Origin of the sequence: Paraburkholderia sp. CNPSo 3272 (assembly GCF_024206495.1) — a bacterium.
Taxonomy (GTDB): domain Bacteria; phylum Pseudomonadota; class Gammaproteobacteria; order Burkholderiales; family Burkholderiaceae; genus Paraburkholderia.
This window is the reverse complement of sequence record NZ_JAMBPQ010000021.1, coordinates 38,998-65,237: the sequence shown is the minus strand read 5'-3', so window position 1 is coordinate 65,237 and position 26,240 is coordinate 38,998. Positions and strand designations below refer to the sequence as shown.

Here is a 26,240-nt window from a genome sequence, read left to right as displayed (position 1 = left end):
GCAAGTCAAACAGGACCAAATATAGACTATTATCGGTCCGATTGCACGCACCACCTTTTAGGGCCGGGAGAAACGGGCGTCCCACAGCGTAGCCGCCGCTAACGGGCGACGATGATCGTCATCTCCGATTCGTACTTGATCCGCACGTGGCTGTGGTGCTTGAGGGACTGCATCACCTCGATCAGGTCCGGGCGGCTGACCCGAATGGAACGGGCAGTGCCGGACTTGTCGACGACGGTCAGGAGGTTGAGCTTGCGGTCGACGCCGGTGACTTGCGCCACGCCGCTGAAGACCCGGAGCACCTGGAAGTTTTCCTGGTCGGCGCCGGAGGAATGCTGGGTCACCTTTGCCGTGTGGGTCAGGCGCGTGACCGCCGCGCCCTCGGCAGGCGTCAATCCGGTGACGTACGGCTCCATGTAGTGGGTCGTCAGCTTGTCGCCGACCCGGATGACCTTGAGCACGTCGGGATGATCTTTGACATTGAAGCTCAGGTCGTCGTGACCCGGTACGGTCACGACGACGAGTGCATTCTTCTGATCGATCAAACTGATGGTCCCGTTTTCCGTGTCGACGGAGGCACCGGCCGGCACGGCCTCCGAGGCGGCGGAGGCGTCCTCGTCAGCCGCACGGCACAAGGGCACCGAGGCGGCGAAGAAGCCGCATGCTACGACGCAGAGCGCCAGGCAGCGCGCGAGCGCAATGCACGTATTCGATCGGTAGAGCATGGTAGTCCCCTTCAAACGATCAGGTGACACGCTTGCTGCGCCGGTCAGGGACCATGGCGTGTGCTCTCGGAGCCTAGCACTGCGGGACGCCCCGGCCATCGGACTTTGGTCCTATAGGGTCAAGGCCGGGGGTCAAGGCCGGGGTCAAGGCTGGGGAGCGAGGCTGGGGCGATGCTGCTCAACGCGCGAAGGCCGCCGCACAGTTCGCCGGCGCCAGCCCCGGCACCGGCGAGCGGAACGTGAACAGGCCGCCCGCGAGCGGCTGTTTCCCGCGCTCGGCCGCCGTGAGCCCCTTCCACGCGGTGGAAACGTACACGGTCTGCAGATCGTCCCCGCAGAACGCGAGCTTCGTGATGTTCGCGCACGGAAACGCGATCTGATCGGCAAGTTGCCCCTGCGGCGAATAGCGGTCGATGCGCCAGCCGCCGAAAAGCGCGACCCACACGTAGCCCTCTGCGTCCACGGCCATGCCGTCCGGGTACCCGTCGCCGGCAATGGCGGTGAAGACGCGCTTGCCCGACAGCGTGCCGTCAATGGCAACATCGAACGCATACACGACGCGACGCATCGTGTCGTTGTGATAGAGCGTGCGGCCGTCCGGACTCATCGCCGGGCCGTTGGTGATCACGTAGCCGCTGTCCTGCGTGCTCACCACCGCGCCTGCGTCCATGCGATACAGCGTGCCGCTCGGCGCTTGCTCGGCGTCGTCCATCGAGCCGAACCACAGGCGCCCGCGCGCATCGGCGAAACCGTCGTTCAGGCGATTGCCCGGCAGATGCGGCTCGACATCGACCAGCTTGTCGAATTCCCCGCTCACGGCGTCGAAACGATACAGGCCGTCAGGCAGGCCGCACACGAAACTCCGATCCCCCAGCGGCGCGATAAAACCGACCTGATCGGGCGCGTACCACGTCGTGCGCTCACCGGTCGTGACCGCGAAACGGTGAATCCGGCGCCCCTTGATATCGACGAAATAGACCGCGTTTTCCGCGGCCTGCCAGAGCGGCCCTTCGGCCAGCTCCGCGCCGACCGGCCATACGCACTCGGGAGCCGGCATCGTCATTCTCCGTACCATCCCGCGTCGACGTAGTAATCGCGCCCGGAGCAACGCGAGGCGTCGTCGGATGCGAGGAACAAGGCCATGCGGGCGACGTGCTCGGGCTCGATGCGCAGTTTCAGACACTGACCCGCGACGACCTTCGCTTCGCTCTCCGGCGTTTGCCACAGGTTCATCTGCCGCGGCGTTTTCACTGCGCCCGGGATGATGCAGTTCACGCGAATGCCCGCGCTGCCCAGGTCGCGCGCGAGACCCCGCGTCAGACCTTCGATGCCGGCCTTGGCGGTCAGGTAGATCGGCAGGTTCGGCAACGCGACGTGCCACGACACCGAACCGAAGTTCAGGATCACGCCGCGCCCCGCCTGGCGCATGCCCCGCGCGGCGGCCTGCGCGCAGAAGAACTGATGGCGCAGGTTCACCGCGATACGCCCGTCCCAGTAGCTCGCGGTCAGCTCGCCAATATCATGGCGGTCGTCGTTGCCCGCGTTGTTCACGAGCACGTCGATCGGGCCCGCGGCATCGACGATCGACGCGAACACGCTCTCGATCGCGTCCACGCTGCACAGGTCGCAGCGCTTGAACAGCGGCGGATGCTTCGCACCGCGAAGCTTTTCCTGAACAGCGAGCGAATCGTCTTCGGCCACATCGAGGAAAAACACGCGCGCGCCCTGCTGCGCGAATGCCTCCACGACCGCGGCGCCGATCCCGCTGCCGCCGCCGGTGATAACGACGGTTTTGTCCGCCAGGCTCGGATAGATTGCGTACGACATCAGATATTCCAGTGTTGACTTGTCAGAACCCAAACAGGGCGGCGAGCCGCAAATGGCTCGCCGCCCTGACCTGCCGCTTCCCTTTCGCTTACGAGACGACTTCGACGGCGCTCAGCATGCGCCAGTCGCGCGGGAGCGTGCGCGTGGCATTGCCCACCACCGTGACCGTGCCGCTCAGATGGATGTCGCGGCTCGAACTGCCCACCATCAGATCGAACTTCCCCGGCTCGACGATGCGCTCGCCGCGCGCGTCGGTGAAATTGAACATATCGACGGGCAGCTTCACGTTCACGCGAGTGCGCGCGCCTGCCGCGAGCGGCACGCGTGCAAACGCCTTGAGTTCGCGTACCGGCCGCGCCGTCGACGCGTGCTGATCGCGCACGTAGATCTGCACGATCTCCGTGCCGTCGCGCGAGCCGATGTTCTCCACCGTGAAGCTCAGTTCGACGGTACCGTCTTCGAGCGGCACCTCGCGTTGCGCCACCGTGAGATCGCCGTAACGGAACTGGGTGTACCCCAGACCGAAACCAAACGGATAGCGGCTACCGAAGTGGTAGGCGATTGGCGTGCCCGCGCTCTTGAGGCGATGGTTGTACACATACGGCACGGCCCCTGCGCTCTTCGGCACGGAAAGCGGCAGACGGCCGCTGAAGCCCGCGCGGCCCACCAGCAGATCGGCAAGCGCCTCGGCGCCGCGCTCGCCCGGCGCAAACGCCATGATCTGCGCGGCGATGCGATCTTCGAGGCCGCCGAGGTTGTACGGGCGGCCGCCCGTCATCACGACGACCGTCGGCGTGCCGCTCTCGACTACGGCCGTGAGCAACTGCAGTTGCACGCCCGGAAGTTCCAGGCTGTCCGTATCGGAGCCTTCGCCCACCGTACCCGACTGGAACAAGCCCGCGAGATCGCCGACGAACACGACGGCCACGTCCGCCGTGCGGGCGACTTCGACCGCAGCGGGAATTGCTTCGGCGTCCTTGCTGATCAGTTCGTCGCGGTTGGCGGCGGCGCTCAGGTCGAGCGACACGTCGCCCGGGAAAACCGGCGCGCCCGCACGGCGGGTCTTGATGATGTCGCAACCCTTGGCATGCAGCACGCGCGAATCGCCCAGCAGCGCGCGCAGTGCGCCCAGCGGCGTGGCGATCGAAGCGACAGACTGCTCGCCCGAGTTGATGAGGTGCACCGGAAAGCTGTAGCCGGCGAGCAGCGCGAGCGGGTCGTCGGCGGTCGGGCCGATCACCGCGATTGTTTGCGCGCCATTGGCGTTCAACGGCAGCACGCCGCCTTCATTGCGCAGCAGCACCGCCGATTCGAGCGCGACCTGATACGCCGTATCGGCCGCCGCCGTGCCCTTCACATCCGCGCGCTCGGGGTCCACATACGGATTCTCGAACAGCCCAAGGCGGAATTTGGCGCTCAACACGCGCGACACCGCGGTGTCGATCGTCGCTTCGGTGATCTCGCCGCGATCGAGCGCTTCTTTCAGATGAACAGCGCACTCGTGCCCCGGCAACTCGACGTCGAGTCCCGAATTGAAGGCGAGCGCCGCCGCCGACGCGCTGTCGTGCGCCACGGCGTGATGGCTGTAGAGCAGGTCGACGGCGGCATAGTCCGCAACGACGAGCCCCTCGAAACCCCACTTTTCGCGCAGCGTATCGTGCAGCAGCGTGCGGTCCGCATGGCAGGGCACGCCGTCGATATCGTGGTACGCCGGCATGATCGAGCCTGCGTGCGCGAGCTTGACTGCCATTTCGAACGGCAGCAGAAACACGTCGTTCAACTCGCGCGGCCCGACATGCACGGGCGCATGATTGCGGGCGCCTTCGCTCGCCGAGTGGCCGACGAAATGCTTGAGCGTGGCGAGCACGTCGCGGCGCTCGCCTTGCAGGCCGTTCACGTAGTGACATGCAAGCACGCCCACCAGATACGGATCTTCGCCGAGCGTTTCCTCGGTGCGGCCCCAGCGCGGATCGCGCGACACATCGAGCACGGGGGCGAGGCCCTGGTGGCAGCCGATCGAGCGCGCCTGCTCGCCGATGATGCGCCCCACTTCGCCGACGAGATTCGGGTTCCACGTTGCCGCGTAGTTCAGCGGCGAGGGAAACAGCGTGGCATCCTTGATCATGAGGCCCACGAGGCATTCCTCGTGCGACATGACGGGAATGCCCAGGCGCGTGTCTTCGACCATCTTGCGCTGCAACTCGTTGAGCGCGCGCACGCCCTCTTTGGGGTCGACCGTGTGGGTGCCGAGCGGACGCGTGATCTGCCCAAGACCGTGCTCGAGGATCTGTTCCACCGTGAGGCTGTTGGCGCTTTGCGCGAAGTCGATACCGCGCGCCTTGTGCTCGCCGTCGACCGACAGAACCAGCCACGCGGCGTGAAGCTGGGCAATCTTTTCGTCGAGCGTCATGCGCGCGAGCAGGTCCGCCACGCGCTGCGCGGTCGGAGTTTCCGAGCGGCGATAAAGCGGCACCTCAGTGGTGTGTTCAAGCGACATTGCTTCACTCCCTGGTATTGCACGAGACGGCGCTTTTCTTTCGCCGTCCGCTTAGTTGTGCTTTTGAAATTGGCGTTGCGCGGGCACGCGGCGAGAGCCGCGCCCGGCCTAGATGAGACGACGCAGCGCCAGATCGTGGTCGTCGAACACGTGACACGCCTCGGCTGGCAGCGCAAGCTTGACCACTTCATCGTGCGTCAGCGCGCTGTCGCCGGGCACCTTGGCGATCAACGTCGCCGCGCCTAGGCCCGTCTGCGTTGCGTGGATGTAGCTGTGCTCGCCCATGTGCTCGACGAGCTTCACGCGGCACGCGAGCGTCTGTTCGTTGTGCGTATCGCCGGCAACACGCAGATGCTCCGGACGCACACCCAGCGTCACCTTCATGCCGGCGCGCGCACGCGCGCCGTCCACGCGCGCGCGTACGCGCTCGCCGCTTTGCAGGTCGATGTCCAGGCCGCCGTCGTCGCCGCCCACCACCGTGCCCGCGAAGAAGTTCATCTTCGGCGAGCCGATGAAGCCCGCGACGAACCGGCTCTTCGGATGGTGATACAGATCGAGCGGCGCCCCCACCTGCGCGACGCTGCCGTGCCGTTCCATGTGATCGCCCGCCTGCAGGAGCACGATGCGATCGGCCAGCGCCATGGCTTCGACCTGATCGTGCGTCACATACACGGCGCTCGCTTCGCTGAACTCGCGATGCAGACGCGCGATTTCGGTGCGCGTCTGCACGCGCAGCGCCGCGTCGAGATTCGACAGCGGCTCGTCGAACAGGAACACGCCCGGCTCGCGCACGATCGCGCGCCCGATCGCCACGCGCTGGCGCTGGCCGCCGGAGAGCGCTGCGGGGCGGCGTTCGAGATAGGTATCGAGTTGCAGTGCGGCAGCCGCGCTGCGCACCTTCTTGTCGATGACGGCCTTGTCGACTTTCGCCTGACGCAGACCGAAAGCCATGTTCTCGTACACGCTCATATGCGGATAAAGCGCGTAGTTCTGGAACACCATCGCGACCTTGCGCTTCGCGGGTTCGACCTCGTTCATCCGTTCACCGTCGATGCGCAGTTCGCCGTCGGTGATCGATTCGAGTCCGGCGATCATGCGCAGCAGCGTGGACTTGCCGCAGCCCGACGGGCCGAGGAACACGCAGAATTCGTTCTTGCCGACCTCGAGGTTGGCGTCGCGAATCACCGCGTTGCCGCTCGCGTAGGCCTTCTGTACGTTGTTGAGGGAAATGCTTGCCATATCGTTTTATGCGAAGTTCGGTTAGCGGTGCGAATCAGACCAGAATCAGCCCTTGATCGAGCCGGCCATCATCCCCTTGATCACGCGCTCCTGACCGAACGCGTAGGCGACGATCAACGGCAACGACGTGAGTACGAGAACGGACAGCATCGAGGGTATGTTCGACGCGTATTGCCCCATGAAGTCCCAGATCGCGAGGGGCAGCGTACGGTGCTCGGACGTCGACGTGAGCATGTACGCAAAGATGAACTCGTTCCAGAGACCAATGCCGTTGAAGATCGCCACCGTGGCGAGCCCCGGTCCCGAAAGCGGGAAGAAAATACGCCAGAAAATGCGGAACGGGCTGCAGCCGTCGAGCTGCGCGGCTTCTTCGAGCTCGCGCGGAATCTGGCGCATGAACTCGGTGAGGATGAAGATCGACACCGGCAGGCTGAGTGCCACGTACGGGCCTAGCAGCGCGAACTGCGTATCGTAAAGACCGAGGTTGCGCGTGAGCAGATAGATCGGCACCAGCGTCGCGTGCAGCGGCACGATCATGCCGGCCACCACGAGACCGAAGAGCAGCTTGTTCAGCCGGAAGCGCATGCGCGCGAACACATAGGCCGCCATCGCGCTGATGACGACGATCAGCGCGACCGACACGCCCACCGTGAACAGGCTGTTACGGAAATACGTGAAGAACGGCCCCTTCAGCACGGCCGCGTAGTTGCCCCAGTACAGGTGGCTCGGCGGCGCCCACACGGAAGTCGTGAAGGTCTCTTCCTGGCTCTTGAAGCTCGACACCACCATGAAGATGAACGGGACTGTCGTGACGGCGAGCCAGATCAGCGCGAGGATCGGAATCGTCACGCGGGGAAAGCGGAATTTCTTGATCATGGTTCAGACCTCGGTTGCATAGCGGCGCGTGAAGTACATCGACACCGCCGCCACTGCGATGACGATCAGGAACATCGCCGAGCCGATGGTGCTGCCGTAGCCGAGCTGGAACGAACTGAACACCGTGCGATACATGTACGTGGCCATCACCTCGGACGAGCCCTCGGGGCCGCCGCCGGTCATGACGAAGACGAGATCGAAGTAACGCAGCGAGCCGAGCACGGAAAGGATCACGGCCGTGCGTACCGTGCCCTGCAGGTGCGGCAGCTTGATGCGCCAGAAGATGGTCCACTCGGAGGCGCCGTCGAGCAGCGCCGCCTCGTTGACCTCGGCCGGCATCGACGAGAGGCCGGCGAGGAACAGAATCATGTAGAAAGGCGCGTTCTGCCAGATGATCACGGCGATGGTCGCGCCCAGCGAGAAGTGCGGGTCGCCCAGCCAGTCCTTGGCGAGGCCATCGAGCCCGAATGCCTGCAGCGCGACGTTCAGGGGTCCGAAATTCGGGTCGTAGATCTGCTTGAACAGCACGCCGATGGCCACGCTCGACATGAGCAGCGGCAGAAAATAGAGAACCTTGAGCACGCGCGAGCCACGGCCGGCCTTTTCCAGCAGGACGGCGAGCGCGAGCGCGACAGGAAGCTGAATGACGATCGAGGCGAGCGCGAGGATCACGTTGTTCTTGAGCGACTGCCAGAACACCGTGTCGTGGGCGAGGCGCGCCCAGTTCGCGAGCCCCGTATAGCGGCCGGTATTGCCGAGGCCATTCCAGTCGAGCAGCGACAGCCGCAAGCTGGAAACGAGCGGATAAAGCAGGAACACGGCCAGCAGCAGCAGCGACGGCGCAAGAAACACGACCGTGACGAGCGTTTGCGAGGAGAGCTTCAGCCGGCGTTCGGGTGTAGCGGAAAGTGCAATATTCACGAGCTTGTCTGCCGGCCGACGCCTTGCGGCGCCAGCCGGACTTTTCCTGAGTGCCGGAGATCAACCGCCCTTCTTCGAAGCGGCTTCCATTTGCTGCGCAGCCGCCTCGGGCGTCAGCGACAGACCGAACAGCGCCTGCGTCGTGTCCTTGTGCAGCTCGCCTAGCGCGGGCGGCAGGGCCTGGTCGTACCACAGCTGAACGCTCGGCGCCGCCGCAAGCAGTTGCTGCAGACGCTGCGTGAACGGATCGTCAATCTTGACGTTGTTGACTGGCGGGAGCTTGTGATCAGCCGACGCGCGCGCCTGCATCGCCTGGTCGTCGGTCAGCGCCTGGATCAGCTTGAATGCGGCGTCCGGCGTCTTGCACTCGGTCGAGATGCTCAGGAAGCCATCGCCCACCGTGCCGATCAGGTCGCGCGGATCACCCTTGCCACCCGGCACGCTCGGGAACGGGAAGAAGTCGAGATCCTTCGAGAACGCCGGGTCTTCGTTCGCGATCGTCGAAGCTTCCCAGGCGCCCATCAGTTCCATCGCGGCCTTGCCCGAATACAGAAGACGGCGCGACGCACCCGAGTCATAGTCGAGACCGTTGATGCCCGGCGCAAACGCGCCAGCCTTCACGAGTTCCTGAATACGCTTGCCGGCTTCGACGAAAGCCGGATCTTCGAAGCCCTTGCCCTTGCCTGCGATTGCGTCGCTCACGACTTGCGGACCACCGATACGGTCGACGAGGTACATGTAGTACATCGAGCCCGTCCACTTGTTCTTGTTCGCAAGCGAGAACGCTGCCACGCCGTGCGACTTCAGCACATCCACGACGTGCATCAGTTCATCCCACGTCTTGGGCGGCGCGATGCCGTACTTCTTGAAGACTTCCTTGTTGTAGAAGATCACCGCGGCCGCCGCGTTTTCGGCCGCCACACCGTAGGTCTTGCCGCCGTACGTCGTGACGCTCCACGACGACTGCATGAAGCGGTTGCGATACGCCGGGTCCTTGTTCAGGTACGGCGTGAGGTCGACGATCTGACCGGATTTCACATACTCCTGCAGGCCGCCGCCGCCCCAGTTCTCGAACACGCACGGCGGCTGGTTCGCACCGAACGCCACCTTCAGCTTCGTCTTGTAGGCCTCGTTCAGGACGTGCGAATTCTCGACCTTGTAGCCCGGGTCCGCCTTCTCGAAGCGGTCCGAGGCGTCGCGGATGATCTTGCTCGACGACGCATTGGTCTGCTGATCCCATTCCGTGATGGTCTTGGACTCCGCCGCAACAGCGTTCGAAACGACTGCAGACAGTGAAAACAGCAGTGCCGTGGCGCCGACAATCGCCCGCGCCTTGGAGAAACCTGGGTACGCCATGTTTGTGTCCCCTCTTTAGGAATTTTAAGAGCTACCTGAGTTATCTGCGAGTTTAACGTTAGCCTTAACGTTAATGGATGTTAAGCCGAGACGTGAACTGCGGCTATACGGGATTTTCCTGGTGAACCCCCGCCGGGGCTTGCGCCCTGCGCAAGGTTGGTGCGCGTGGCAACGGTCGAGCGAGCGCGCATCTGATAGAATAGCCGGCACATAAACGGTATCGCTAACGTGACAAGCGACCCATCCGCGGAGTATCCAGCGAGTCACGAGCGAGTCTTCGCAGACATGACCTCTCGTAAGCCCACACCACGCATGGCAAGGCAAACTCCCACGCTTGAGCACGTCGCCAAGCTGGCCGGGGTGTCGCAGATGACCGCGTCGCGCGCGCTCAATGGACGCCCGGGCGTGTCGCGCGAAACACGCGACGAAGTGTTGAGAATCGCATCGGACATCGGCTATGTCGTGAACCGCACCGCCCAGAAACTCTCGGGCGGCCGCAACGGCATCATCGGCATCATCACGCCCACGCTCGACACGCAGTTCTCGAGCGAACTGGTGCTCGGCGCGGGCCGCGCGGCACGAGGCGCGGGCATGGAAATGCTCGTGTACACCGTGTTCGACGAAGACCGCCATACGCATCACGACCTGCTCGGGTTGATCCAGCAATTTTCCGACGGCATTCTCGCCATCCTGCCGCGCGAATCGCTCTGCCTCGAAGCACTTGCCACGGCCAAAGTGCCCGTAGTGGTGGTCGATCAGCGCGGCACGCTCACGGGTTTTCCTTCAGTGTCGGTCGACAATTACGGCGGCGCCTGTCTGGCAGTCGAGCATCTCGCGGAACTCGGGCACAAGCGCATCGCGTTTCTCGCCGGCGACGAAACCATCGAAGGCGTGCGCGACCGCCAGCGCGGCTATCGCGACACGCTCGCCAAGCTGGGCCTGCCGCGCGAAGACGCGCTGGTCGCCGCCGGCGATCTCTCCCAAATGATGGCGTTCGACGTCACGTTCGACCTGCTCAATCTGCCCGATCCCCCCACCGCGATCTTCACGGCCAACGACCAGAGCGCGTTTGGCGTGATCGCCGCGGTCAGGGAAGCGGGCCTGCGCGTACCCGACGACATTTCCGTGATCGGGTTCGACGACATTCCGATGTCCGAGCAGTTTCATCCTGCCCTCACGACGATTCGCCAGCCGTTCCAGCAAATGGCACGCTCGGCAGTCAATACGCTGCTCGCGCAGATCGCCGGCATCGACGCCGCTTCGCAGCGCATCACGCTGCCGGCCGAGCTGGTGGTGCGCGACTCGACCGGACCGGTGCGAGCGCGGCACCGCCGCGCGCGTCACCAGATCGTTTCGACGTAAGTCGAAGCGCGCACCTTCGCATCGGAGGTCACGAGCGCACCGCCGTGCGTGCGGGCGGTCGCGACGATCAGCCTCTGATGCGAGGTGAGCGCGGGCGGCAGCGTCGCTGCCCGGAACGCAATTTCCGAATCGACGGGAATCAGACGCACGCCATCCAGCTTCAGAAACGTGGAGAGCCAGCTACGGGCGTCCATGGAAAGCCCGAGGCTGCCCGCCTTCACGAACTCCGCGATTTCGAGCGCGCTGATCGCCGAAATGAGGATCTCGCCGCCGTCGAGTTCACGGTCGATCGCATCGTGCGCGGCCTGACTCAGCGCTTTCTGCCTGCCAAGCCAGCACACGAGCGCAAGCGTGTCGAGCGTGATCATTACTCTTCCTGCTCGGCGGGAACCTGTGCAAGCGCGTGCTTGAGGTTGAAATGCGTGATCGACGCGCGCAGCAGCTCGAGCGGATTCTCCGTCTTGCTGCGATACGGCCGGATTTCAATGGTGGGTTGTCCCCGGTCCGTCACGACGACGGTTTCGCCCAGCGTTTCTACCTGGCGGAACAGCTCGCAGGCCCGGGACTTGAAAATGGCTTTGGATACTCGCTTTTCCATGACGCTCTCCACCCATCAAAATTCTATCGGATTTTTATTGCATCGGGTCGTTGCGCACACAACGAAATTGCGCATCGCGCCCCAATGGTTCTTATCGGCGTTGCCCAACGGTCTGCTACCTGCACTACGCTCCGGCACCGTGTATCCCGCACTCCGCGCGAACGGACTGCGGGTTTTTACCGGTAACATGTTTCGCTCAAATCCGCCACGGGGCCCTGGCGCTCTCATATAATCGATCTGTCAGGTGAATGCCTGTCAAGCAGCCCGAGTTGTGATCGAGCGACCCGCGAGGCACGACAACAGGGTGTGTTGCTTGCCGGCGGATATACGCGAGTAGCGGTGTACGCTTCGCTTGCCGATGCGGACGCTGCCGCAGGCAAGCGGCGCGTTGGGGGAAATGATTGCCCTTGTTGCAGACCGTCGATTAAGCAGAAACATAATAACGTTACCCTTAACGTTAATTCATGTTAAATGCCTCTGTCGGACGCCGCCATGCGGGGTTTACCTGGGCTTGGCGAATTGACGCAGAGTCCGCGTAAACCCCGCCGAATCCCGGCCCGGCAGGGAAAAATCGCCTGGCAAGCTGGTCACAGGGTACTGCAAAAAAGTACCGTTCCGGCTAACGTTAAACGTGCGGTAAGAAAAGACGTAAAGTCCAATCGCGACACTCTTAATCCTCCCTGCCCCTATGTCGCCACGCCCGCTAGTCCGGATCATCCGGCGGCGGCTTCGACGAAGGCTCCGCGTCGAAATGGACAATGAACGCATGCAGCGGCTCGCGCCGTTTCTCCTTGCGGTCACGTTGCGGCTCGCGTTCCCTGACCGTCACGTCGCGCGTTCGAGCTGACGTCGCGGCCTGCCCGCTGCGCGCACTCGCAGCGCACGCGAAATCGTCCGAAGACCCCTTGTTCGCCATGGCACTCTTTCCCCTACTCAAACCGGCACGTCAAACGACGGCTTGAACGTTCTCTCCCACCTGCGGGCGCTCGAACGCCACCGCGTCGCCCTTCGCATCGAATAGCGTGACCGCGGACGAGGCCACCTTGATGCCCACGCGCGCGCCCGGCTCGTATTGCGCGTCCTTTTTGTCGAGCTTTAGCGAGACGGCGTGCGCCATGCCGTCGAGGCGCGCGTGCAGGATCGACACGTCGCCCAGATGTTCGACCAGCTCCACGCGAGCGGCGATGCCTTCGTCCGCGCAGCCGATGCTCAGGTGTTCGGCGCGTACGCCCAGGGTCAATTCGCCGTTGAGTGCGCGATCCGGGCGGCCCGACAAAGCGATACGGTGGCTCGCACCCGCAAGCGCGAGGACGGTTTGCACGCCGTTTTGCGACACGACCGTGGCGCTCAACATGTTCATTTGGGGCGAGCCGATGAAGCCGCCGACAAAACGGTTCGCGGGCCGGTCGTACAGATCGAGCGGCGCGCCCGTCTGCTCGATGTTTCCCTTGTTGAATACTACGATCTGCTCGCCGAGGGTCATCGCTTCGACCTGATCGTGGGTGACGTAAATCATCGTCGTGCCGAGTTCGCGATGGAGCTTCGCGAGTTCGATGCGCATCTGCACGCGCAGCGCCGCATCGAGATTCGAGAGCGGCTCGTCGAACAGAAACACGCGCGGCTTGCGCACGATCGCACGGCCTATCGCGACGCGCTGCCGCTGGCCGCCCGAGAGCGCCTTGGGCTTGCGCTCGAGCAGGTGCGTGATCTGCAGGATTTCGGCAGTCCGACCCACGACCTCGCGCACCTCGCGCTTCGATTTGCCCGAGAGCTTCAGCGAAAAGCCCATGTTCTCCGCAACCGTCATATGCGGGTAGAGCGCGTAGCTCTGGAATACCATCGACACGCCGCGATCCACTGGCTGCAGATCGTTCACGCGTATGCCGTCGATCAGAATGTCGCCGCCGCTCACTTGCTCGAGCCCGGCGATCATGCGCAGCATGGTCGACTTGCCGCAACCCGACGGCCCGACGAATACCGTGAACTGTCCATCGGGAATATGAAGATCGATGCCCTGAATGATCTGCGGACCTTCGCCATACGTCTTCACGACGTTGCGCAACACGAGTTCGCCCATTGTTACGTCCTCCTTAGTGCTAGTGCTTGTCGTCCCGCGTGAGGTGGCTTGTGTTCCTCCTGCGCGCGGGTTACGGTGCTGTCCGTGTGTCCGCGTTAGCGTGCGGCCTCTTCCGCGGCATGCTCAGCGATGACCTCGCTATACCAGTGCGCGCTATCCTTGAGCGTGCGCTTCTGGGTCTCGTAGTCGACGTACACCATGCCGAAGCGCTTGTCGTAGCCGCACGCCCATTCAAAGTTGTCCAGCATGCTCCAGGCGAAGTAGCCAGCCACGTCCACGCCCTGTCGCGCGGCTTCGGACAGTGCGGCGAGGTGCAGATCGAGGAAGCGGATGCGGTCGGTGTCCTGCACGCGGCCGTTTTCGAGCACGTCTTTCGAAGCGCAGCCGTTCTCGGTGATGAAAATCGGCGGCAGCCTGTACTCGGCATTGAGATTCGTGAGCAGTTCGGTCAGGCCTTCCGGATAGACTTCCCAGTCCATGTCCGTGAAGCCGTGCACGCCCGGCGGACGCTGGTTGCCCGAAGCGCTCGCGAAGATACGCGTGTAGTAGTTGATGCCGAGAAAGTCGAGCGGCGTGCCGATGATGCCGAAGTCGCCTTCGCGAATCACCTCTTGCGGGCCGTTCGCGCCATACCATTGCAGCGCTTCGGCTGGATATTCGCCCTTGAAGATCGGGTCCATGTACCAGCGCACGAACTTCGCGTATTCGAGCGATGCGGCTGCGATATCCTCGGGCGCCTCGGTCGCCCCGTGTGCCGGCGACTGGTTGAGCACGATGCCGAGCGGCGCCTTCACGCCATCGGCGCGCATGGCCTGAACGGCAAGGCCGTGCGAAAGCAGCAGATGATGCGCCACGTGCGCCGCCTTCTTCAGGTCAGCGTTGCCCGGCGCAAAGTAGCCCGTCGCGTTGCCGAGCCATGCGGTACACCAGGGCTCGTTGTGCGTGGCGATCGACGCCACGCGATCGCCCAGCACGCTGCCGATCTTGCGGGCGTAGTCGGCGAAACGATAAGCCGTATCGCGGCTTTCCCAGCCGTTTTGCTGAGTCTGCAATGCTTGCGGCAAGTCCCAGTGATACAGCGTCGCGAACGGCTGGATGCCGCGCTCGAGCAAGCCGTCGACCAGACGCTCGTAGAACGCGAGGCCCTTTTCGTTGTACGCGCCGCGGCCATCCGGCTGCACGCGCGGCCATGCAATCGAAAAGCGATAGGCATTGACGCCCATTTGCGCCATCAGATCGAGATCTTCCTCGAGGCGATGGTAGTGATCGCAGGCCACGTCGCCGCTTTCGCCTTTCACGACCTTGCCGGGCACGCGGCAGAACGTGTCCCAGATCGACTCGCCACGGCCGTCCTCACGGGCTGCGCCTTCGATCTGATACGAGCTGGTGGCCACGCCCCAGACGAAGTTTTCCTTGAATTGAAACGTCGGCATAACAATAGGTATCCTGATTAGTCGTGTCCGCTTTTGCAAGAGCGGGCATGAAATGAACGAAGCAAAACTCAGGCCTTGACGGCGCCGGTGGTCAAACCGTCGATCAAGCGCCGCGAGGTGAAAGCGAACAGCACCAGCAATGGCACCACGGCGACCGCGGAGCCCGCCATCACCGCGCCCCAGTCCGAATTGGTCGGGCTTTGCAGAATGCGCAGCGCGAGGGGCAGCGTGTACATCGAAGGCGAGCGCAGCACCACGAGCGCCGAGAGAAAGTTATTCCAGGCCTGAATGAAGCTGATGAGGCCCAGCGTTCCCAGTGCCGGCCCGAGCAGCGGCAACACGATGCTCCAGTAGATGCGGAACTCGCCGCAGCCGTCGATGCGCGCCGCCTCGATCAGGTCGGACGGAATGGCCGACGCGATGTACTGGCGCATGAGGAACACGCCGAGCGCGGCAGCCGCGCCAGGTACGTAGAGGGCGCGCGGCTGATTGATCCAGCCGAGCAGGTTCATCGTCATGAAGGTCGGAATCATGCTGAGGAACGGCGGCACCAGCATGGCCGTGAGCGCAACGGCAAAGAGCGTTTTCTTGAAGCGGAACTCATACATCGCAAATGCGTAACCGGCCATCGAGGTAACAAGCAGCGTCAGCACGGTCTGGATCGTGGCCGTGTAGAAACTCCAGCCCAGATTGCGCCAGAACGGAATGTGACGCATGAGCGACGCCATGTTGTCGAGAAACGCGTTGCCGAACCACAGCGGCGGCGGCATCGAGAAGATCTCGGAACTCGTATGTGTGGCGAAGACGAACATGAACCAGAACGGCGAGAACATCAGCACCGCGCCCGCCAGCACGACGGCGTAACCCGTATAACGCGCCTTGTTTTTCGACAGTTTCATCGCTGTGCCTCTTCTTTCATGCCGCTGCGGTGGAAAATGCGCGTGTTGAGCCACATCAACGCGGAAATCGTGATAAAGAGCAGCCACGCAATTGAACTGGCCGTGCCGAAGTCGCCGTCGTGGAATGCCGTGCGATACATGTAGACCGCCGTGGTCAGGCCGGACTGGCTCGTGCCCATGCCTTCGTTCGGGAGCAGGATGAAGGGCTCTTCGAACAGTTGCAGCCCACCGATAATCGAAAGCGTGACCGCGAAGAAGATCATCGGCTTGAGAAGCGGAATCGTGATGCGCGTGAACTGTTGCCAGCCATTGGCGCCGTCGATGCGCGCCGCTTCGTAAAGATCCTTCGGAATGGTTTGCAGCGCGGACAAATAAAGCACCGTATTCCAGCCCACGTAGCGCCAGAAGACGACGACGGAAACCGCCGGCTTTACATTCGCCGGGTTATACAGCCACTCGATCGGTTTCGAAGGCACGATCCAGTGCAGCCCCGGCATCTTGCCGATCTCGGCAATGGCGAGATTGATCATGCCGAAGTCGGTCGAATACAGCGACGAGAAGATCAGCGCGATCGCCACGCTCGACGTGATGAAGGGCAGGAAATAGAGCCCAACCACGAAATTGCGCCAGCGGCGAAATGCGGTTTGCAGAAAGAACGCCAGCGGCAACGCAATGAGATGCTGCGGCGCGCCGGACAGGAGCGCCATCGAAGCCGTGTTGTAGAGCGATTTCCAGTACCACGGGTCAGTCAGCGTGAACGTGAAGTTGGACAGGCCCACCCACTTCATGCTCGCCAGTCCCGCCGTCGCGTCCCAGCTCTGGAACGAGAGATACAGCGAAAAAAGCAGCGGAAAGGCCAGAAACACCGCGAACAACAGGAAAAACGGGGCGAGAAACAGGTACGGCGCGATCTTGACCGGATTAAACCGCGGTTTTCCACGGGAGTGGGCGAGCGGCGCGAGCGTATCGCGCGCGAGCCCTTCCCGGGAGACCTGTTCAGTGGCGGGCAGAGGAGAGTTCATCGATAGTTCCGTCCATTCGGGCGTGGCCGGCCGGGGCGACCGGCCACGCTGTTGCAGCGGGCTTCAAAGCGCGGCCGATGCGTGCCGCGCCGTTTCGTCAGAACCGCTTAACGGCGGACACGATGCGTGATCTCAGCCTGGGCTTCCTGCAGCGCCTCGTGAATGTCCTCGTTGCTGTCGACCACTTTGTCGAGCGCCGAATGGACCGCCTCTTCGGCAACCTGGTCATACTTGCTGCGCTGGATCGCCGGGATATGCGAGGCGGCATCGCGCCAGATCAGGCGAGCCTTCTCGTTGCCGAGGAACGCCACGGGCTGGGCGAAAAAGTCGTCGTGCTGCGCGGAAAGCAGCGCCGGGAAGGCGTCGATCGAGCGGAACGAAGCGAGCTGCTCATCCGGGCGCGTCGTCAGGAACTTGATGAACTCCCACGACAGCTGCTTTTGCGTGGCCTTCACCGGAATCGACCAGAACGTGCCGCCGAACGATGCATATGCGCCGTCGGGCAGATTCGTTGCGCGCCACAGGCCCTTCGTATCCGGAGCGATCCACGACGAGAGGTGACCGCCGAGCCATGCGCCCATCATTTGCGTGGCGACCGTGCCGCGCTTGAAGCTTTCGGCCCACTCGTTCGACCACGGCGTGATCTTCGCGTCGAGTCCGAGATCGCGCGCTTTCTTCGCCAGCTCGAATGCCTTCACGAAGCGCGGCGAGGTCACGACCGGATTGCCGGCCTTGTCGAAGTACACGCCGTCGCCTTCTTTCAGGTCGGCGCGAATATAGATGTCTTCGATATCGCGCGACGACGCCATCAGGTACGCGCCCGTCGCCTTCTTGATCTTCTGGCCGGCCGCGAGATACGAGTCCCACGACTTCGTCAGGTCGGCTTCGGTCACGCCTGCCTTGTCAAGAATGTCCTTGCGGTAGAACAGCGTGCCCGGGCCGATATCGCCCGGCATGCCGACGATCTGGCCGTCCTGCGTCGTAGCCTGCGCGAACGTGTAGTTGATGAACTGGCTCTTGTACTGACCGGCGTTATAGGGCGGCTTTGCCAGGTTCTCGAGACCGCCGCCCGCTGCGAAACGGCCAATGAAGCCGACTTCGACGGCCATCACGTCCGGCAGGTCCGAGCTCGTTGCGAGCGCGGTCGTCATGGCATTGTGGTGATCGGCGATCGCAAGTGACGACACCTTGATGTCGACGTCCGGATGCAGTTTCTTCCACGCGGGCATCGCGTCCTTGATTTCCTGATCGAGCTTCGGAAACACCGCCACAGTCAGCGTGGTGTTGGCATGCGCAGCCACGGTAGCGAGGCTGAGCAAAACTGCAGCTGCAGTGCCTGAAAAACGGAAATTCATTACATGTCTCCTGTTGAAACGTTTGTGAGTGACGTTCAATTGCTCCCCTGCTGCTACGAACTACTTCCCCTGTTGTATTCATTTGCAGTGCTTGACGCCCTGCTTGCCGCGCTCATCTGTTTGAAAGCGCTTTCACCACAAAATTAAAAAAACGGCCCGATCTGGATTCGAACCTTATGCACCCGTGTCTCCCGGGCTCAACGACGGCCCGATGCGACGCGTCGTTTCGCGCGTCACCAGCGTGAGCGGAATGGGGCTCAGCGCGATAGGCTGCTTGCGGATCATCTGCACGATGCCTTGCGCGGCGAGACGGCCGATTTCATAGGTCGGCTGGCGCACCGTCGTCAGAGGCGGCGTCATGTACGAAGAAGTCGGCAGATCGTCGAAGCCGACCAGCGACACATCCTCGGGTACGCGCACGCCGTGGCGGAACATCGCGAGACGAGCGCCGTACGCGGTCTGGTCGTTCGCGCAGAACACCGCGCTCAACGAAGGCCGGCGCGCCAGCAGCCGCTCCATGGCCGCGAGTCCGCCCGTTTCGAGGTAATCGCCCTGCTCGACCAGATCGGCGTCGAAGCCGATGCCCGCCTCTTCCAGCGCGATGCGGTAACCGTCGAGACGCTCGATCGCGTCCTCGTGACTGCTCGGTCCGGCAATGAACGCGATCTCGCGGTGGCCCTGCTCGATGAGATGACGGGTCGCGTCGCGCGCGCCCTGCAGGTTGTCGATCGGCAGGCCCGCCAGCGCCGTACCGTTTTGCACCGAACGTCCCAGCACCAGCATGGGCGCGTAGCGCGAGTATTCGGTGAGCGTCGGTTCGTCGAGCTGCGCATGCAACAGAATGATGCCGTCCACGCGGCGTGCGATGAATTCTTCGAGGCGCGCCTTTTCGTCGACGACATTCCAGCGGCTGCTCACGAAAATCGGCGTGAAGCCCGGTTCGGAAAGCGCCTCTTCGATACCGCGCAGCCACTCGGCGTAAAACGGGCTCGACACGGCCTGCGTCAGCACGCCGATGGTTTCGGTCCGGCCGCTTGCAAGGCTGCGCGCCAGCACGTTCGGACGATAGTTGAACCGCGCGATCGCCTCCTCCACCGCACGCTGCTTTTCGGGGAGAACGCGCGCGGTGCCGTTCAGGATGCGGGACACCGTGCTCGGAGACACGCCGGCGGCGCGTGCAATTTCTTCCAGCGTCACGTTGGGACCCGGAATGGGTCCGCTCTGGACACTGGGCGCGCCGGGTGCTTCGTTGGTGTCATCGGTCATGGGTTCCGCCTGAACATTTTCATGAAAGCGCTTTCACACACCGAAAAAAGCACTTCCAGATACGAATTCGAAGTGGCTAGAAAAACTGGAGAAAAAGCAGCCGGTGCGACCAGGGTGGAGGAGAGATCGCACCGGCCTCTCTATGAAAGAGAATTAAGCAGTACCTAACACAAAGAGATCACAACAACTACAGGACAAACGAAGTCAAATCAGAACATGTGCATGATGCCCGCGAACACGCCGGTCTGGCTGTGACCGTAGTTCGGGTTGTCGTTCGACGACGTGCCCGTCGCCGCGTCGAAGTTGTTGTTGCCGTACGAACCGTTGCCGAGGTTGATGTTCGACGTCGAGCTGTTGTGCACGTAACCGGCTTCCGCGTAGAGGAACGTACGCTTCGACAGGTTGTACGTCGTGCCGAGCGTGAACAGCGTGGCATTGCCGTTGCCATTGTTCGCGTTCGCATGGAACACGGCAGCCGTAATCGCCGAAGCGTCGTTCACCTGCCAGCCAGCGCCGATCCACTCGTGGTCCACCGCCGTCGGTGCGCGCACGCCAGCCGGCTGCGACGCGTCGGTCACGCCCACGCTTTCGTTGGTGGCGCTCGGTGCGCTCAAGTGCTGGTAGCCCGCGTAAATCTTCACCGGACCGATCACGTACGTGCCGCCAGCGAGAATCGAGCGCGAAGCCGAATACACGTTGTTGAACGACCCGTCCGCGCCGCGGACTTCGTCATAGATCACACGGAAATCGCCGCTGCCCCACGTATAGATGCCTTCAATCGCGTTCGTACGACCCTGTCCCGTCGGCACGCCTTGTGCGTTGACCGGCGCCGAGTTCCAGCTCGTGTTGTTGGTCAGCGAATACTGGCCCTTGAACACGAGACCGCCGAACAGCGTGGGCGAATCATATTCCGCGCCGTTGCTCGTGCTCGCCCAGTTACGGCCGCGCACCAGCGTCGAGATCGCGTAACGCTGCATCAACTGCGGGTCCGCACCCCAGCTGTCCTGCGAAAGTTCGCCGGCGCCGAGATTACCCATCTTGAACAGACCGAAACGGTCGTTGCTGAAGCCCACCGTGGCGTGACGGCCGAACAGGTTGCCCGCCGAAGCGCCCGTCATCGTATTGAGCTGGCCTTCCAGCTGGAACACCGCCTTCGTGCCGCCGCCGAGGTCTTCCGAACCCAGCAGGCCGAACCAGGAGCAACCCCAGTCGCCGCTCTGTGCCGAGAACTTGCTGCCGCCCGGCAAGCCGGTTTCGTACTGCACGCCGTTGTCGATACGGCCATACAGTGTGACGCTGCTTTGCGCGTGCGCCATCGTCGTCGCAGCTGCCATAACCGACAATGCAATAAGCTTCTTTTTCATTAGATATCCTATATATATTTTGGCGTCTCCAAACCGCGCAGGTCGCGTGCGCTCTACACGTTCCCTACCAGGCTGCCTCACTGAAATGTTCCGAATCACATTTCGAGGCGATTATAGGGACGCCCCGGCCCGGTGTATCGAACCGGCAGTCCAGGGAAAACTCTGTTACCGATAACAGTTGCGCGCCGCGCGGCCCCGCGGTAGGCCCCTGCTTTGTGACCATTCCGTTATGGTCACAAAGCTCGCAACTCCGTTTGCGGTCGTGGGGGCCAATATGCGCAGCGAGGGAAATGTACCGAACACCCGCGCTACTTCGGCCAAACTCCGCTTGACAGCGCTTTCAAAGGCGGCGCTCTGACGTTGTGAAGTTGCAACGTCGGCACGAGAATTTCGTGTCCGTTGTGTCCGCAGCGTTGCAGATCTGCTGACAGCGCTGTCACCGGCGCAAGCCTCAGCAATAGCGACTATGATCAAGGTATACCCTGCCGGGCAACGAGTTGAGATTCTTCGGTAAGCACATTCAGCGCGGGACCTTGAATCGGTCTCGCGGGCTTTCCGGCTTCAGACCATCGCGCCACGCAAAACCCCGCGCCTCGACTCCCGCTGTTCCCCGCCACGTCGCGCGCGCGACGTCCCGTCCGAACGCAATGCACCAGCACGCACCAGCGCAACTTTCGCCGGGCGACGGCGCTGCCGTCCCATGCCCGGCTGGCTGAACCACTGACGCGTCCTTGCGGTGACCATTTGCACCGCGCACTGCGCGGGCCGGTTCGCCCTCTGACTTCCGCGGCCCTGCCTTGAAGAAGGACCGGAAGACTTGCTGCCGGATGTGACCGGCATTTTTGCCACACTGCAAGGAGGTATCGTGAAAGCCATCATCACTTCCACGCTCGCATTGCTGATTTCCAGCGCCATGGTGCCGGCCGTTCAGGCTCAAACCGACTCAGGCGCAAGCAACCCGCAACTCGCGCACAACGTCCGGGTCGCTTTTGCCCGCAATGGCGTCAACACTTCTCATATATTTGTCTTTGCTCGAGGAGGCACCGTCACGCTGCTCGGATGGGTAGACGCGCACGAACAGGTCGCGCTGGCCGAGCGCAGCGCGGCATCGGTCGAGGGCGTGCAATCGGTGGACAGTTGGCTTGCGCGTGGACGCTGAGGTCAACGAGATCGAATGCATCGCGGCGCGCGGACGGCCTGTATGGTCCGCGCGCCGTTCTCTATTTGTCGATAGCGCCGCGCAATGAGATGTCTGATCCGTTTGATCCGGCCGCCGCGCCCGTAGACCCCGCCGCATTCGCTACGTCCTTGAGCCTACTGGCACTTTTCTTGCCGTCGTCCATGCCGGTCTGTCCCCGAGGTGTTGCGCCTGAGGTTACCGCCCGAACTTAAACATTTCATAGCGCAGGAAATGGATTTTCAGGCTTCAAGGGAGGTTGCCGGTCGCCGGGAGAGAGAGTGTGCGAGGACTAGCGATAGTTCACGAAGTTGATGATGTCGTTGAGGAACCACGGGAGGATCAGTTGCGTGTCGGGATCGCTAACGCCCACGGTGAGCCTCGGCGGCTTCGAAGTGGGTGCACCGGAGTGCGCGCCATCGGGGCTGTGCAGCATGTAGCTATCGGTTTCCGCAGCGGGCGGCGGCGACGGCGAAGCACAGCCGGCAACGAGCAAGGCGAGGAACGCTGCGCAGCAAAAGCCCTTCATGATCGGCAATCTCCAGCCACGTGATCTCGAGAAGCCCAAGCGTACCATTGGCACCGCCGCAATCGCACGGAGCTGTGCACGTACCTTGCTTGCGTGACGGCCAATCAACAGCCGGATTGAGTTCGTTAAGAACCAGAATATATGTCGCATGCCATCTCCCTGCTTCGTTTTGACCTCCATTGACACGTATCAACGGGAACAATGCTTATTGACCCATCTTGCTACGCGATCGAATGAGCACGAGATATTCTCTGCCGACTTATCCAGGCCACTATGGAAGAGTCCTTCATGAGAATTAATTGCATCGTCCTTATTCCCGCCGCAATAGCGATCGCGGGAACGGCACTTCCGGTACTTGCTCAGCAAACCGTCGTGTACCCGTCGAAAGGTCAAAGCGCCCAGCAGCAAAGTTCCGATGAAGGGGCTTGCTATGCGTGGGCAAAGCAGAAAACAGGCATTGACCCAACGGTCGTGGCCAACGCTGCGCCGCAAGCTCAAGCGCCGAACGGCCAACGCGTCCGGGGCGCCGCCGGAGGCGCGGCCATTGGCGCCGCCGCTGGTGCGATCGGGGGCGACGCCGGCCACGGTGCGGCCATCGGCGCCGTCGCCGGAACCGTTGCCGGCGGCGTAGCACACCGGCGCCAGGGGCGTGCCGCAGCGGCGCAGAACGCACAGGCGGAATCGGCGCAGCAGCAGGCGCTCGCCAGCTATCGTCAGGCGTGGGAGGCTTGCATGCAGGGCCGGGGCTACTCACTGCGCTAAGCGCCGACGATATCGAAGGGAAACGAAGCGAAGATTCGCCACGATGGAAAGGCCACGTTGCACGAAATGAATACGTGCAACGTGGCCTTTGTGGAAGCAGTCTTCGACGGAGGCCCCGGCTCGTGCCGGTGCGCTCCGCTGCCTAAGCCTATGGAACCGCGCACGCTTGCGCGTCCATCATTTGATGGACAGACCAAGCCCGTTGGAGATTTCGTGTGCAGACAGCCCGACCCCGCCGCCAGCATGCCCCATGACGCCGACCATTGCAGCGCGACAGAATCGCAGCCTCATTGGCCCTGTTTCTGCAGATACTGCCGCACGTCGCTCATCGACACCTTGCCCGTATGCGCCGTGTCGATCTGATCGAAATGCTGCGCGATAAACCCGAGCCCGTTGCTTTGCGCCTGCGCCTTCGTGATCGAAGCGCCGTTGCTCAATGCGGAATTCGCGCCGAGGCGTGCCTCCACCCGCTGTTGCGCCTGTTGCTGCAATTGTGCACCGGTGGAGGGTGTGAGCGGCGCCGGCCGGCTCGACGGGAAGAATGGGCCATCGACACCGTGGCCGCCCTTCGGAAGCTGAACGGGCGCCACCGCTTGCGTTGCCGCCTGGGCATGGCCTGTCGTGGCCGCAGCCACCGCGCAAAGCATGAGCGGAGCAACGCACCACAGCTTTTTGATTGTAGACATGATCGCTCGCCTTCAATGAGTAAGGAGCGGGCCTCAATCGGCTGTCGATAATCGACGCTCGACGAAGCCCCGGCCTGTGACGTTATTCACCCGCTGCCGCGACTGCCGTGGAAGTCGGCGTACCCGCGGGGCTCTCGTCGGGCCACGGCTGCGGAAGCGTCCAAAGCGAAAGCGCCAATGGTATGGGTTGACCACCATAGTAGCTTGCGAGATCGGCCTTCATCTTCGGGCGCGCCACGTCGTCCAGATAAATCATGTGTCCACCCTGGAAGAAGTTGACCTGCAGGTTCGGGCTCACACCGGCCACCGTTTGAAGACGCGCGAGCTGCTTCTCCGTATTGAAGAACGGCGTGGCGAGATCGTGATAGCCGTTTTCCGCGAGCACCTTCAGTTGCGGATTGAGCTGGATCGCGCCAAGCAGGTCGGGCAGCGTATCGGGCAGTGGCTGGCCGTCGTGCGAGAAGTCCCAAACCCCGATGATGTTGTCGTTCAGCGGCATATACGTCGCATTCGGCGCCGTGTAGCCGAGATAGTCCGGCATCTGCGTGGCGAGTGCGGTCGTGAATGGCTGCGAGATGAGGATGTCCGACGGGTCGCCGTCGCTCTGCAAACGCGGATCCGAATTTGGCAGCGACACCCGACCGTCGTAACGACCGATCGTCGTCCCCGGGATCAATTCGTTATTGAACGGATTCACGTTGAAGTAGCCATTGAGCGCCTGCAATGTGAGGCTCGAGGGCCAGCGCCACGAATCCAGCGTCTTCTCGGGCGGAAAGACCGGCGTGCCCAGCGCGTCGGGAATGCCGAGTTGACTCAGCACCCACGATTGCGCGTACTTGCGGAAATGCTTGTACTGGCCCGTCGCGAAGATCTCCGACTGCAACGCGAAGAGGCCTTGATCGATCAATGGCGGCGAAACCAGATTGAAGTAGGCGGCAACCTCGGCATAGCCGGGATAGTAGCCCGCGAGTGTGTCCGTATCGAGCACCAGGCCGGCCGTCGAATCTGTGATGGCCGTCGCCTCGATCGCATCGGCAAAGTAGTTCAGGATGGAGGACTGAAGCACGATGCCGGTCAACTGCACGCCCGCCGCTTCGAGCGCGAGCGCAAGCATGTCGGTGCGCGGCGTGCCATACGATTCGCCATAGAGATAGATCGGCGAACTACTGCGGTTGTTCACGGCCAGATAGCGCTTGATGAAATCGCGCATCACGTTCACATCGGGATCGCAGCCCCAAAACTTCTGGTTCGTGTTCGGCAGAATGGCCTCCGAAAGCCCCGTGCCGGGCGGGTCGATGAACACCATGTCCGTCGTATCGATGAGGCTCTCGGCATTGCTCACGAGCGGAAAGTTCGGCCAGTTAGTGAGCAGCGGATCGGGGGTTGCGACACGCGTCGGCGCAAACGAGCCCAGGCGCAGCCAGATCGACGACGAACCGGGCCCGCCGTTATAGATGAACGTCACTGGCCGCGGCGAGCCGTTCGTGCCCGGCGCCGTATAGGCGACATACGACATCGTCGCCTCCGGATTGCCGTTTGCGTCCGAAGCGGTCAGATGGCCCGTTGTCGTCGTGTAGTTGATCGTCGTTCTGCCTGAGGTCCACTGGTAATGCATGACCGCGGCTTTTTCGGCGACCTGGGACGCGGCGAGCCCATCGTTGGCATTCGGCGAGTAGGCGATCGGGTCCGTATAGGGCTGGTTGGCGTTTGGCGAGTTCGGCGTTTGCGCGGCAGTTTTTGCGCTCGCCGACACCTGGTTCATCGCGCTCGCGGCAGACGATGACGGGCTATCGCCACCGCCGCAGCCTGCAAGCATCAACACGCCAATCGCCATTGCGCCTGCATGGCGCAGCTGGCAACGGCTGCGGCTCGAGCGCACGCTGGGTTTACTGTCCGGATGCATTGTTATACCCCTTCGAATGATGACGTCACACTACGCGGGGGCCGCGTCCCGCCCGGTAATAACGCCTTGAAAAGGCGCCGAAAATCAAATGCGATTACCTGCACGAAGCGGCTGACATTTATCTTTCCATTCCTGACAAAGTCGATTCAGATTAACTGTTATTTATTTACTTTGGAAACCTAAATAATTCATTGAGCATCGGGCGAAAGCATTGATTTTCGCCAACGGGATTGCGCGGGAAATATTTGGTAATTAAAGATGGCCAGAGGAAAAATAGGAGGCGCCGCAGTACTTTGTCAAGGGATAGTTTCTGAACCTATGCGCGCTGATTCGTTGCGCACGCAGCAATTGCGTCGAGCATGAAAC

23 protein-coding genes are annotated in these 26,240 nt (G+C 62.5%); 3 read left to right on the top strand and 20 right to left on the bottom strand.

Annotation, left to right across the window (positions count from 1 at the left end; genetic code table 11):
- Nucleotides 1–98: 98 nt before the first annotated feature.
- The 8 genes from M3I53_RS23705 to M3I53_RS23670 form a co-directional block, all read right to left on the bottom strand.
- Nucleotides 99–725, bottom strand: a complete 627-nt coding sequence (locus M3I53_RS23705; RefSeq protein ID WP_254318279.1) for a hypothetical protein — start codon at nt 723–725, stop codon at nt 99–101.
- A 178-nt stretch (nt 726–903) separates the two neighbouring features.
- Entirely contained in the window at nt 904–1,788 is an 885-nt protein-coding gene (locus M3I53_RS23700) for an SMP-30/gluconolactonase/LRE family protein (protein WP_254318278.1), read from the bottom strand.
- A complete protein-coding gene (locus M3I53_RS23695; RefSeq protein WP_254318276.1) occupies nt 1,785–2,552 on the bottom strand; it encodes an SDR family NAD(P)-dependent oxidoreductase in 768 nt (255 codons plus the stop codon). The genes M3I53_RS23700 and M3I53_RS23695 overlap by 4 nt, the downstream gene beginning before the upstream one ends.
- Nucleotides 2,553–2,640: 88 nt before the next feature.
- Nucleotides 2,641–5,049, bottom strand: coding sequence for a glycoside hydrolase family 3 N-terminal domain-containing protein (locus tag M3I53_RS23690; RefSeq protein ID WP_254318275.1), 2,409 nt, complete (start codon nt 5,047–5,049; stop codon nt 2,641–2,643).
- A 108-nt stretch (nt 5,050–5,157) separates the two neighbouring features.
- The gene (locus M3I53_RS23685) at nt 5,158–6,288 is read right to left on the bottom strand and encodes an ABC transporter ATP-binding protein (protein WP_254318274.1); all 1,131 of its coding nucleotides are present in this window, start codon (nt 6,286–6,288) and stop codon (nt 5,158–5,160) included.
- A gap of 45 nt (nt 6,289–6,333) precedes the next feature.
- Nucleotides 6,334–7,164, bottom strand: a complete 831-nt coding sequence (locus M3I53_RS23680; RefSeq protein WP_254318272.1) for a carbohydrate ABC transporter permease — start codon at nt 7,162–7,164, stop codon at nt 6,334–6,336.
- Between the two features lie 3 nt (nt 7,165–7,167).
- Complete coding sequence (locus M3I53_RS23675) at nt 7,168–8,085, bottom strand: carbohydrate ABC transporter permease (protein WP_254318271.1); 918 nt, start codon at nt 8,083–8,085, stop codon at nt 7,168–7,170.
- Between the two features lie 60 nt (nt 8,086–8,145).
- A complete protein-coding gene (locus M3I53_RS23670; RefSeq protein ID WP_254318269.1) occupies nt 8,146–9,441 on the bottom strand; it encodes an extracellular solute-binding protein in 1,296 nt (431 codons plus the stop codon).
- A gap of 312 nt (nt 9,442–9,753) precedes the next feature.
- Here M3I53_RS23670 and M3I53_RS23665 point away from each other — a divergent pair, with 312 nt between their 5' ends.
- A complete protein-coding gene (locus tag M3I53_RS23665) occupies nt 9,754–10,803 on the top strand; it encodes a LacI family DNA-binding transcriptional regulator (RefSeq protein WP_254318268.1) in 1,050 nt (349 codons plus the stop codon).
- Here the strand turns inward: M3I53_RS23665 and M3I53_RS23660 are convergent.
- The 9 genes from M3I53_RS23660 to M3I53_RS23620 all read right to left on the bottom strand — a co-directional run bounded on the left by M3I53_RS23660 (nt 10,782) and on the right by M3I53_RS23620 (nt 20,817).
- The gene (locus M3I53_RS23660; protein WP_201695153.1) at nt 10,782–11,171 is read right to left on the bottom strand and encodes a type II toxin-antitoxin system VapC family toxin; all 390 of its coding nucleotides are present in this window, start codon (nt 11,169–11,171) and stop codon (nt 10,782–10,784) included. The genes M3I53_RS23665 and M3I53_RS23660 overlap by 22 nt on opposite strands.
- Nucleotides 11,171–11,401, bottom strand: a complete 231-nt coding sequence (locus tag M3I53_RS23655) for a type II toxin-antitoxin system Phd/YefM family antitoxin (RefSeq protein WP_254318267.1) — start codon at nt 11,399–11,401, stop codon at nt 11,171–11,173. The genes M3I53_RS23660 and M3I53_RS23655 overlap by 1 nt, the downstream gene beginning before the upstream one ends.
- A gap of 946 nt (nt 11,402–12,347) precedes the next feature.
- On the bottom strand, nt 12,348–13,478 hold the full coding sequence (locus M3I53_RS23650; RefSeq protein ID WP_254318266.1) for an ABC transporter ATP-binding protein: 1,131 nt from the start codon (nt 13,476–13,478) through the stop codon (nt 12,348–12,350).
- 95 nt (nt 13,479–13,573) lie between these two features.
- Entirely contained in the window at nt 13,574–14,911 is a 1,338-nt protein-coding gene (locus M3I53_RS23645) for a GH1 family beta-glucosidase (protein ID WP_254318265.1), read from the bottom strand.
- Nucleotides 14,912–14,979: 68 nt separating this feature from the next.
- Nucleotides 14,980–15,810, bottom strand: a complete 831-nt coding sequence (locus M3I53_RS23640) for a carbohydrate ABC transporter permease (RefSeq protein WP_028204698.1) — start codon at nt 15,808–15,810, stop codon at nt 14,980–14,982.
- Entirely contained in the window at nt 15,807–16,832 is a 1,026-nt protein-coding gene (locus tag M3I53_RS23635; RefSeq protein ID WP_254318263.1) for a carbohydrate ABC transporter permease, read from the bottom strand. The genes M3I53_RS23640 and M3I53_RS23635 overlap by 4 nt, the downstream gene beginning before the upstream one ends.
- 107 nt (nt 16,833–16,939) lie before the next feature.
- Entirely contained in the window at nt 16,940–18,187 is a 1,248-nt protein-coding gene (locus M3I53_RS23630; protein ID WP_254318262.1) for an ABC transporter substrate-binding protein, read from the bottom strand.
- A 174-nt stretch (nt 18,188–18,361) separates the two neighbouring features.
- Nucleotides 18,362–19,453, bottom strand: coding sequence for a LacI family DNA-binding transcriptional regulator (locus M3I53_RS23625; protein WP_254318261.1), 1,092 nt, complete (start codon nt 19,451–19,453; stop codon nt 18,362–18,364).
- Between the two features lie 209 nt (nt 19,454–19,662).
- The gene (locus tag M3I53_RS23620) at nt 19,663–20,817 is read right to left on the bottom strand and encodes a porin (protein WP_254318260.1); all 1,155 of its coding nucleotides are present in this window, start codon (nt 20,815–20,817) and stop codon (nt 19,663–19,665) included.
- An 865-nt stretch (nt 20,818–21,682) separates the two neighbouring features.
- On the opposite strand from M3I53_RS23620, the gene M3I53_RS23615 reads away from it, so the two are divergent.
- On the top strand, nt 21,683–21,976 hold the full coding sequence (locus tag M3I53_RS23615; protein ID WP_254318259.1) for a BON domain-containing protein: 294 nt from the start codon (nt 21,683–21,685) through the stop codon (nt 21,974–21,976).
- Between the two features lie 310 nt (nt 21,977–22,286).
- On the opposite strand, the gene M3I53_RS23610 is transcribed toward M3I53_RS23615, so the two are convergent.
- Nucleotides 22,287–22,523 carry a hypothetical protein gene (locus M3I53_RS23610; protein WP_254318257.1) on the bottom strand — a complete coding sequence of 79 codons (237 nt, stop codon included), beginning with the start codon at nt 22,521–22,523 and terminating at the stop codon, nt 22,287–22,289.
- 273 nt (nt 22,524–22,796) lie between these two features.
- On the opposite strand from M3I53_RS23610, the gene M3I53_RS23605 reads away from it, so the two are divergent.
- The gene (locus M3I53_RS23605; protein ID WP_254318255.1) at nt 22,797–23,285 is read left to right on the top strand and encodes a YMGG-like glycine zipper-containing protein; all 489 of its coding nucleotides are present in this window, start codon (nt 22,797–22,799) and stop codon (nt 23,283–23,285) included.
- A gap of 287 nt (nt 23,286–23,572) precedes the next feature.
- On the opposite strand, the gene M3I53_RS23600 is transcribed toward M3I53_RS23605, so the two are convergent.
- Nucleotides 23,573–23,971 (bottom strand): 2-oxoglutarate dehydrogenase, encoded by a 399-nt coding sequence (locus M3I53_RS23600; RefSeq protein ID WP_254318253.1) that lies wholly within the window; start codon nt 23,969–23,971, stop codon nt 23,573–23,575.
- An 82-nt stretch (nt 23,972–24,053) separates the two neighbouring features.
- Nucleotides 24,054–25,805 (bottom strand): peptidase S10, encoded by a 1,752-nt coding sequence (locus M3I53_RS23595; protein ID WP_375542568.1) that lies wholly within the window; start codon nt 25,803–25,805, stop codon nt 24,054–24,056.
- Nucleotides 25,806–26,240 lie beyond the last annotated feature (435 nt).

Bases quoted from the DNA above. Each gene is read 5' to 3' on its own strand.
- M3I53_RS23705 (WP_254318279.1), bottom strand. From the start codon at position 725: ATGCTCTACCGATCGAATACGTGCATTGCGCTCGCGCGCTGCCTGGCG.
- M3I53_RS23700 (WP_254318278.1), bottom strand. From the start codon at position 1,788: ATGACGATGCCGGCTCCCGAGTGCGTATGGCCGGTCGGCGCGGAGCTG.
- M3I53_RS23695 (WP_254318276.1), bottom strand. From the start codon at position 2,552: ATGTCGTACGCAATCTATCCGAGCCTGGCGGACAAAACCGTCGTTATC.
- M3I53_RS23690 (WP_254318275.1), bottom strand. From the start codon at position 5,049: ATGTCGCTTGAACACACCACTGAGGTGCCGCTTTATCGCCGCTCGGAA.
- M3I53_RS23685 (WP_254318274.1), bottom strand. From the start codon at position 6,288: ATGGCAAGCATTTCCCTCAACAACGTACAGAAGGCCTACGCGAGCGGC.
- M3I53_RS23680 (WP_254318272.1), bottom strand. From the start codon at position 7,164: ATGATCAAGAAATTCCGCTTTCCCCGCGTGACGATTCCGATCCTCGCG.
- M3I53_RS23670 (WP_254318269.1), bottom strand. From the start codon at position 9,441: ATGGCGTACCCAGGTTTCTCCAAGGCGCGGGCGATTGTCGGCGCCACG.
- M3I53_RS23665 (WP_254318268.1), top strand. From the start codon at position 9,754: ATGGCAAGGCAAACTCCCACGCTTGAGCACGTCGCCAAGCTGGCCGGG.
- M3I53_RS23660 (WP_201695153.1), bottom strand. From the start codon at position 11,171: ATGATCACGCTCGACACGCTTGCGCTCGTGTGCTGGCTTGGCAGGCAG.
- M3I53_RS23655 (WP_254318267.1), bottom strand. From the start codon at position 11,401: ATGGAAAAGCGAGTATCCAAAGCCATTTTCAAGTCCCGGGCCTGCGAG.
- M3I53_RS23650 (WP_254318266.1), bottom strand. From the start codon at position 13,478: ATGGGCGAACTCGTGTTGCGCAACGTCGTGAAGACGTATGGCGAAGGT.
- M3I53_RS23645 (WP_254318265.1), bottom strand. From the start codon at position 14,911: ATGCCGACGTTTCAATTCAAGGAAAACTTCGTCTGGGGCGTGGCCACC.
- M3I53_RS23640 (WP_028204698.1), bottom strand. From the start codon at position 15,810: ATGAAACTGTCGAAAAACAAGGCGCGTTATACGGGTTACGCCGTCGTG.
- M3I53_RS23635 (WP_254318263.1), bottom strand. From the start codon at position 16,832: ATGAACTCTCCTCTGCCCGCCACTGAACAGGTCTCCCGGGAAGGGCTC.
- M3I53_RS23630 (WP_254318262.1), bottom strand. From the start codon at position 18,187: ATGAATTTCCGTTTTTCAGGCACTGCAGCTGCAGTTTTGCTCAGCCTC.
- M3I53_RS23625 (WP_254318261.1), bottom strand. From the start codon at position 19,453: ATGACCGATGACACCAACGAAGCACCCGGCGCGCCCAGTGTCCAGAGC.
- M3I53_RS23620 (WP_254318260.1), bottom strand. From the start codon at position 20,817: ATGAAAAAGAAGCTTATTGCATTGTCGGTTATGGCAGCTGCGACGACG.
- M3I53_RS23610 (WP_254318257.1), bottom strand. From the start codon at position 22,523: ATGAAGGGCTTTTGCTGCGCAGCGTTCCTCGCCTTGCTCGTTGCCGGC.
- M3I53_RS23605 (WP_254318255.1), top strand. From the start codon at position 22,797: ATGGAAGAGTCCTTCATGAGAATTAATTGCATCGTCCTTATTCCCGCC.
- M3I53_RS23600 (WP_254318253.1), bottom strand. From the start codon at position 23,971: ATGTCTACAATCAAAAAGCTGTGGTGCGTTGCTCCGCTCATGCTTTGC.
- M3I53_RS23595 (WP_375542568.1), bottom strand. From the start codon at position 25,805: ATGGCGATTGGCGTGTTGATGCTTGCAGGCTGCGGCGGTGGCGATAGC.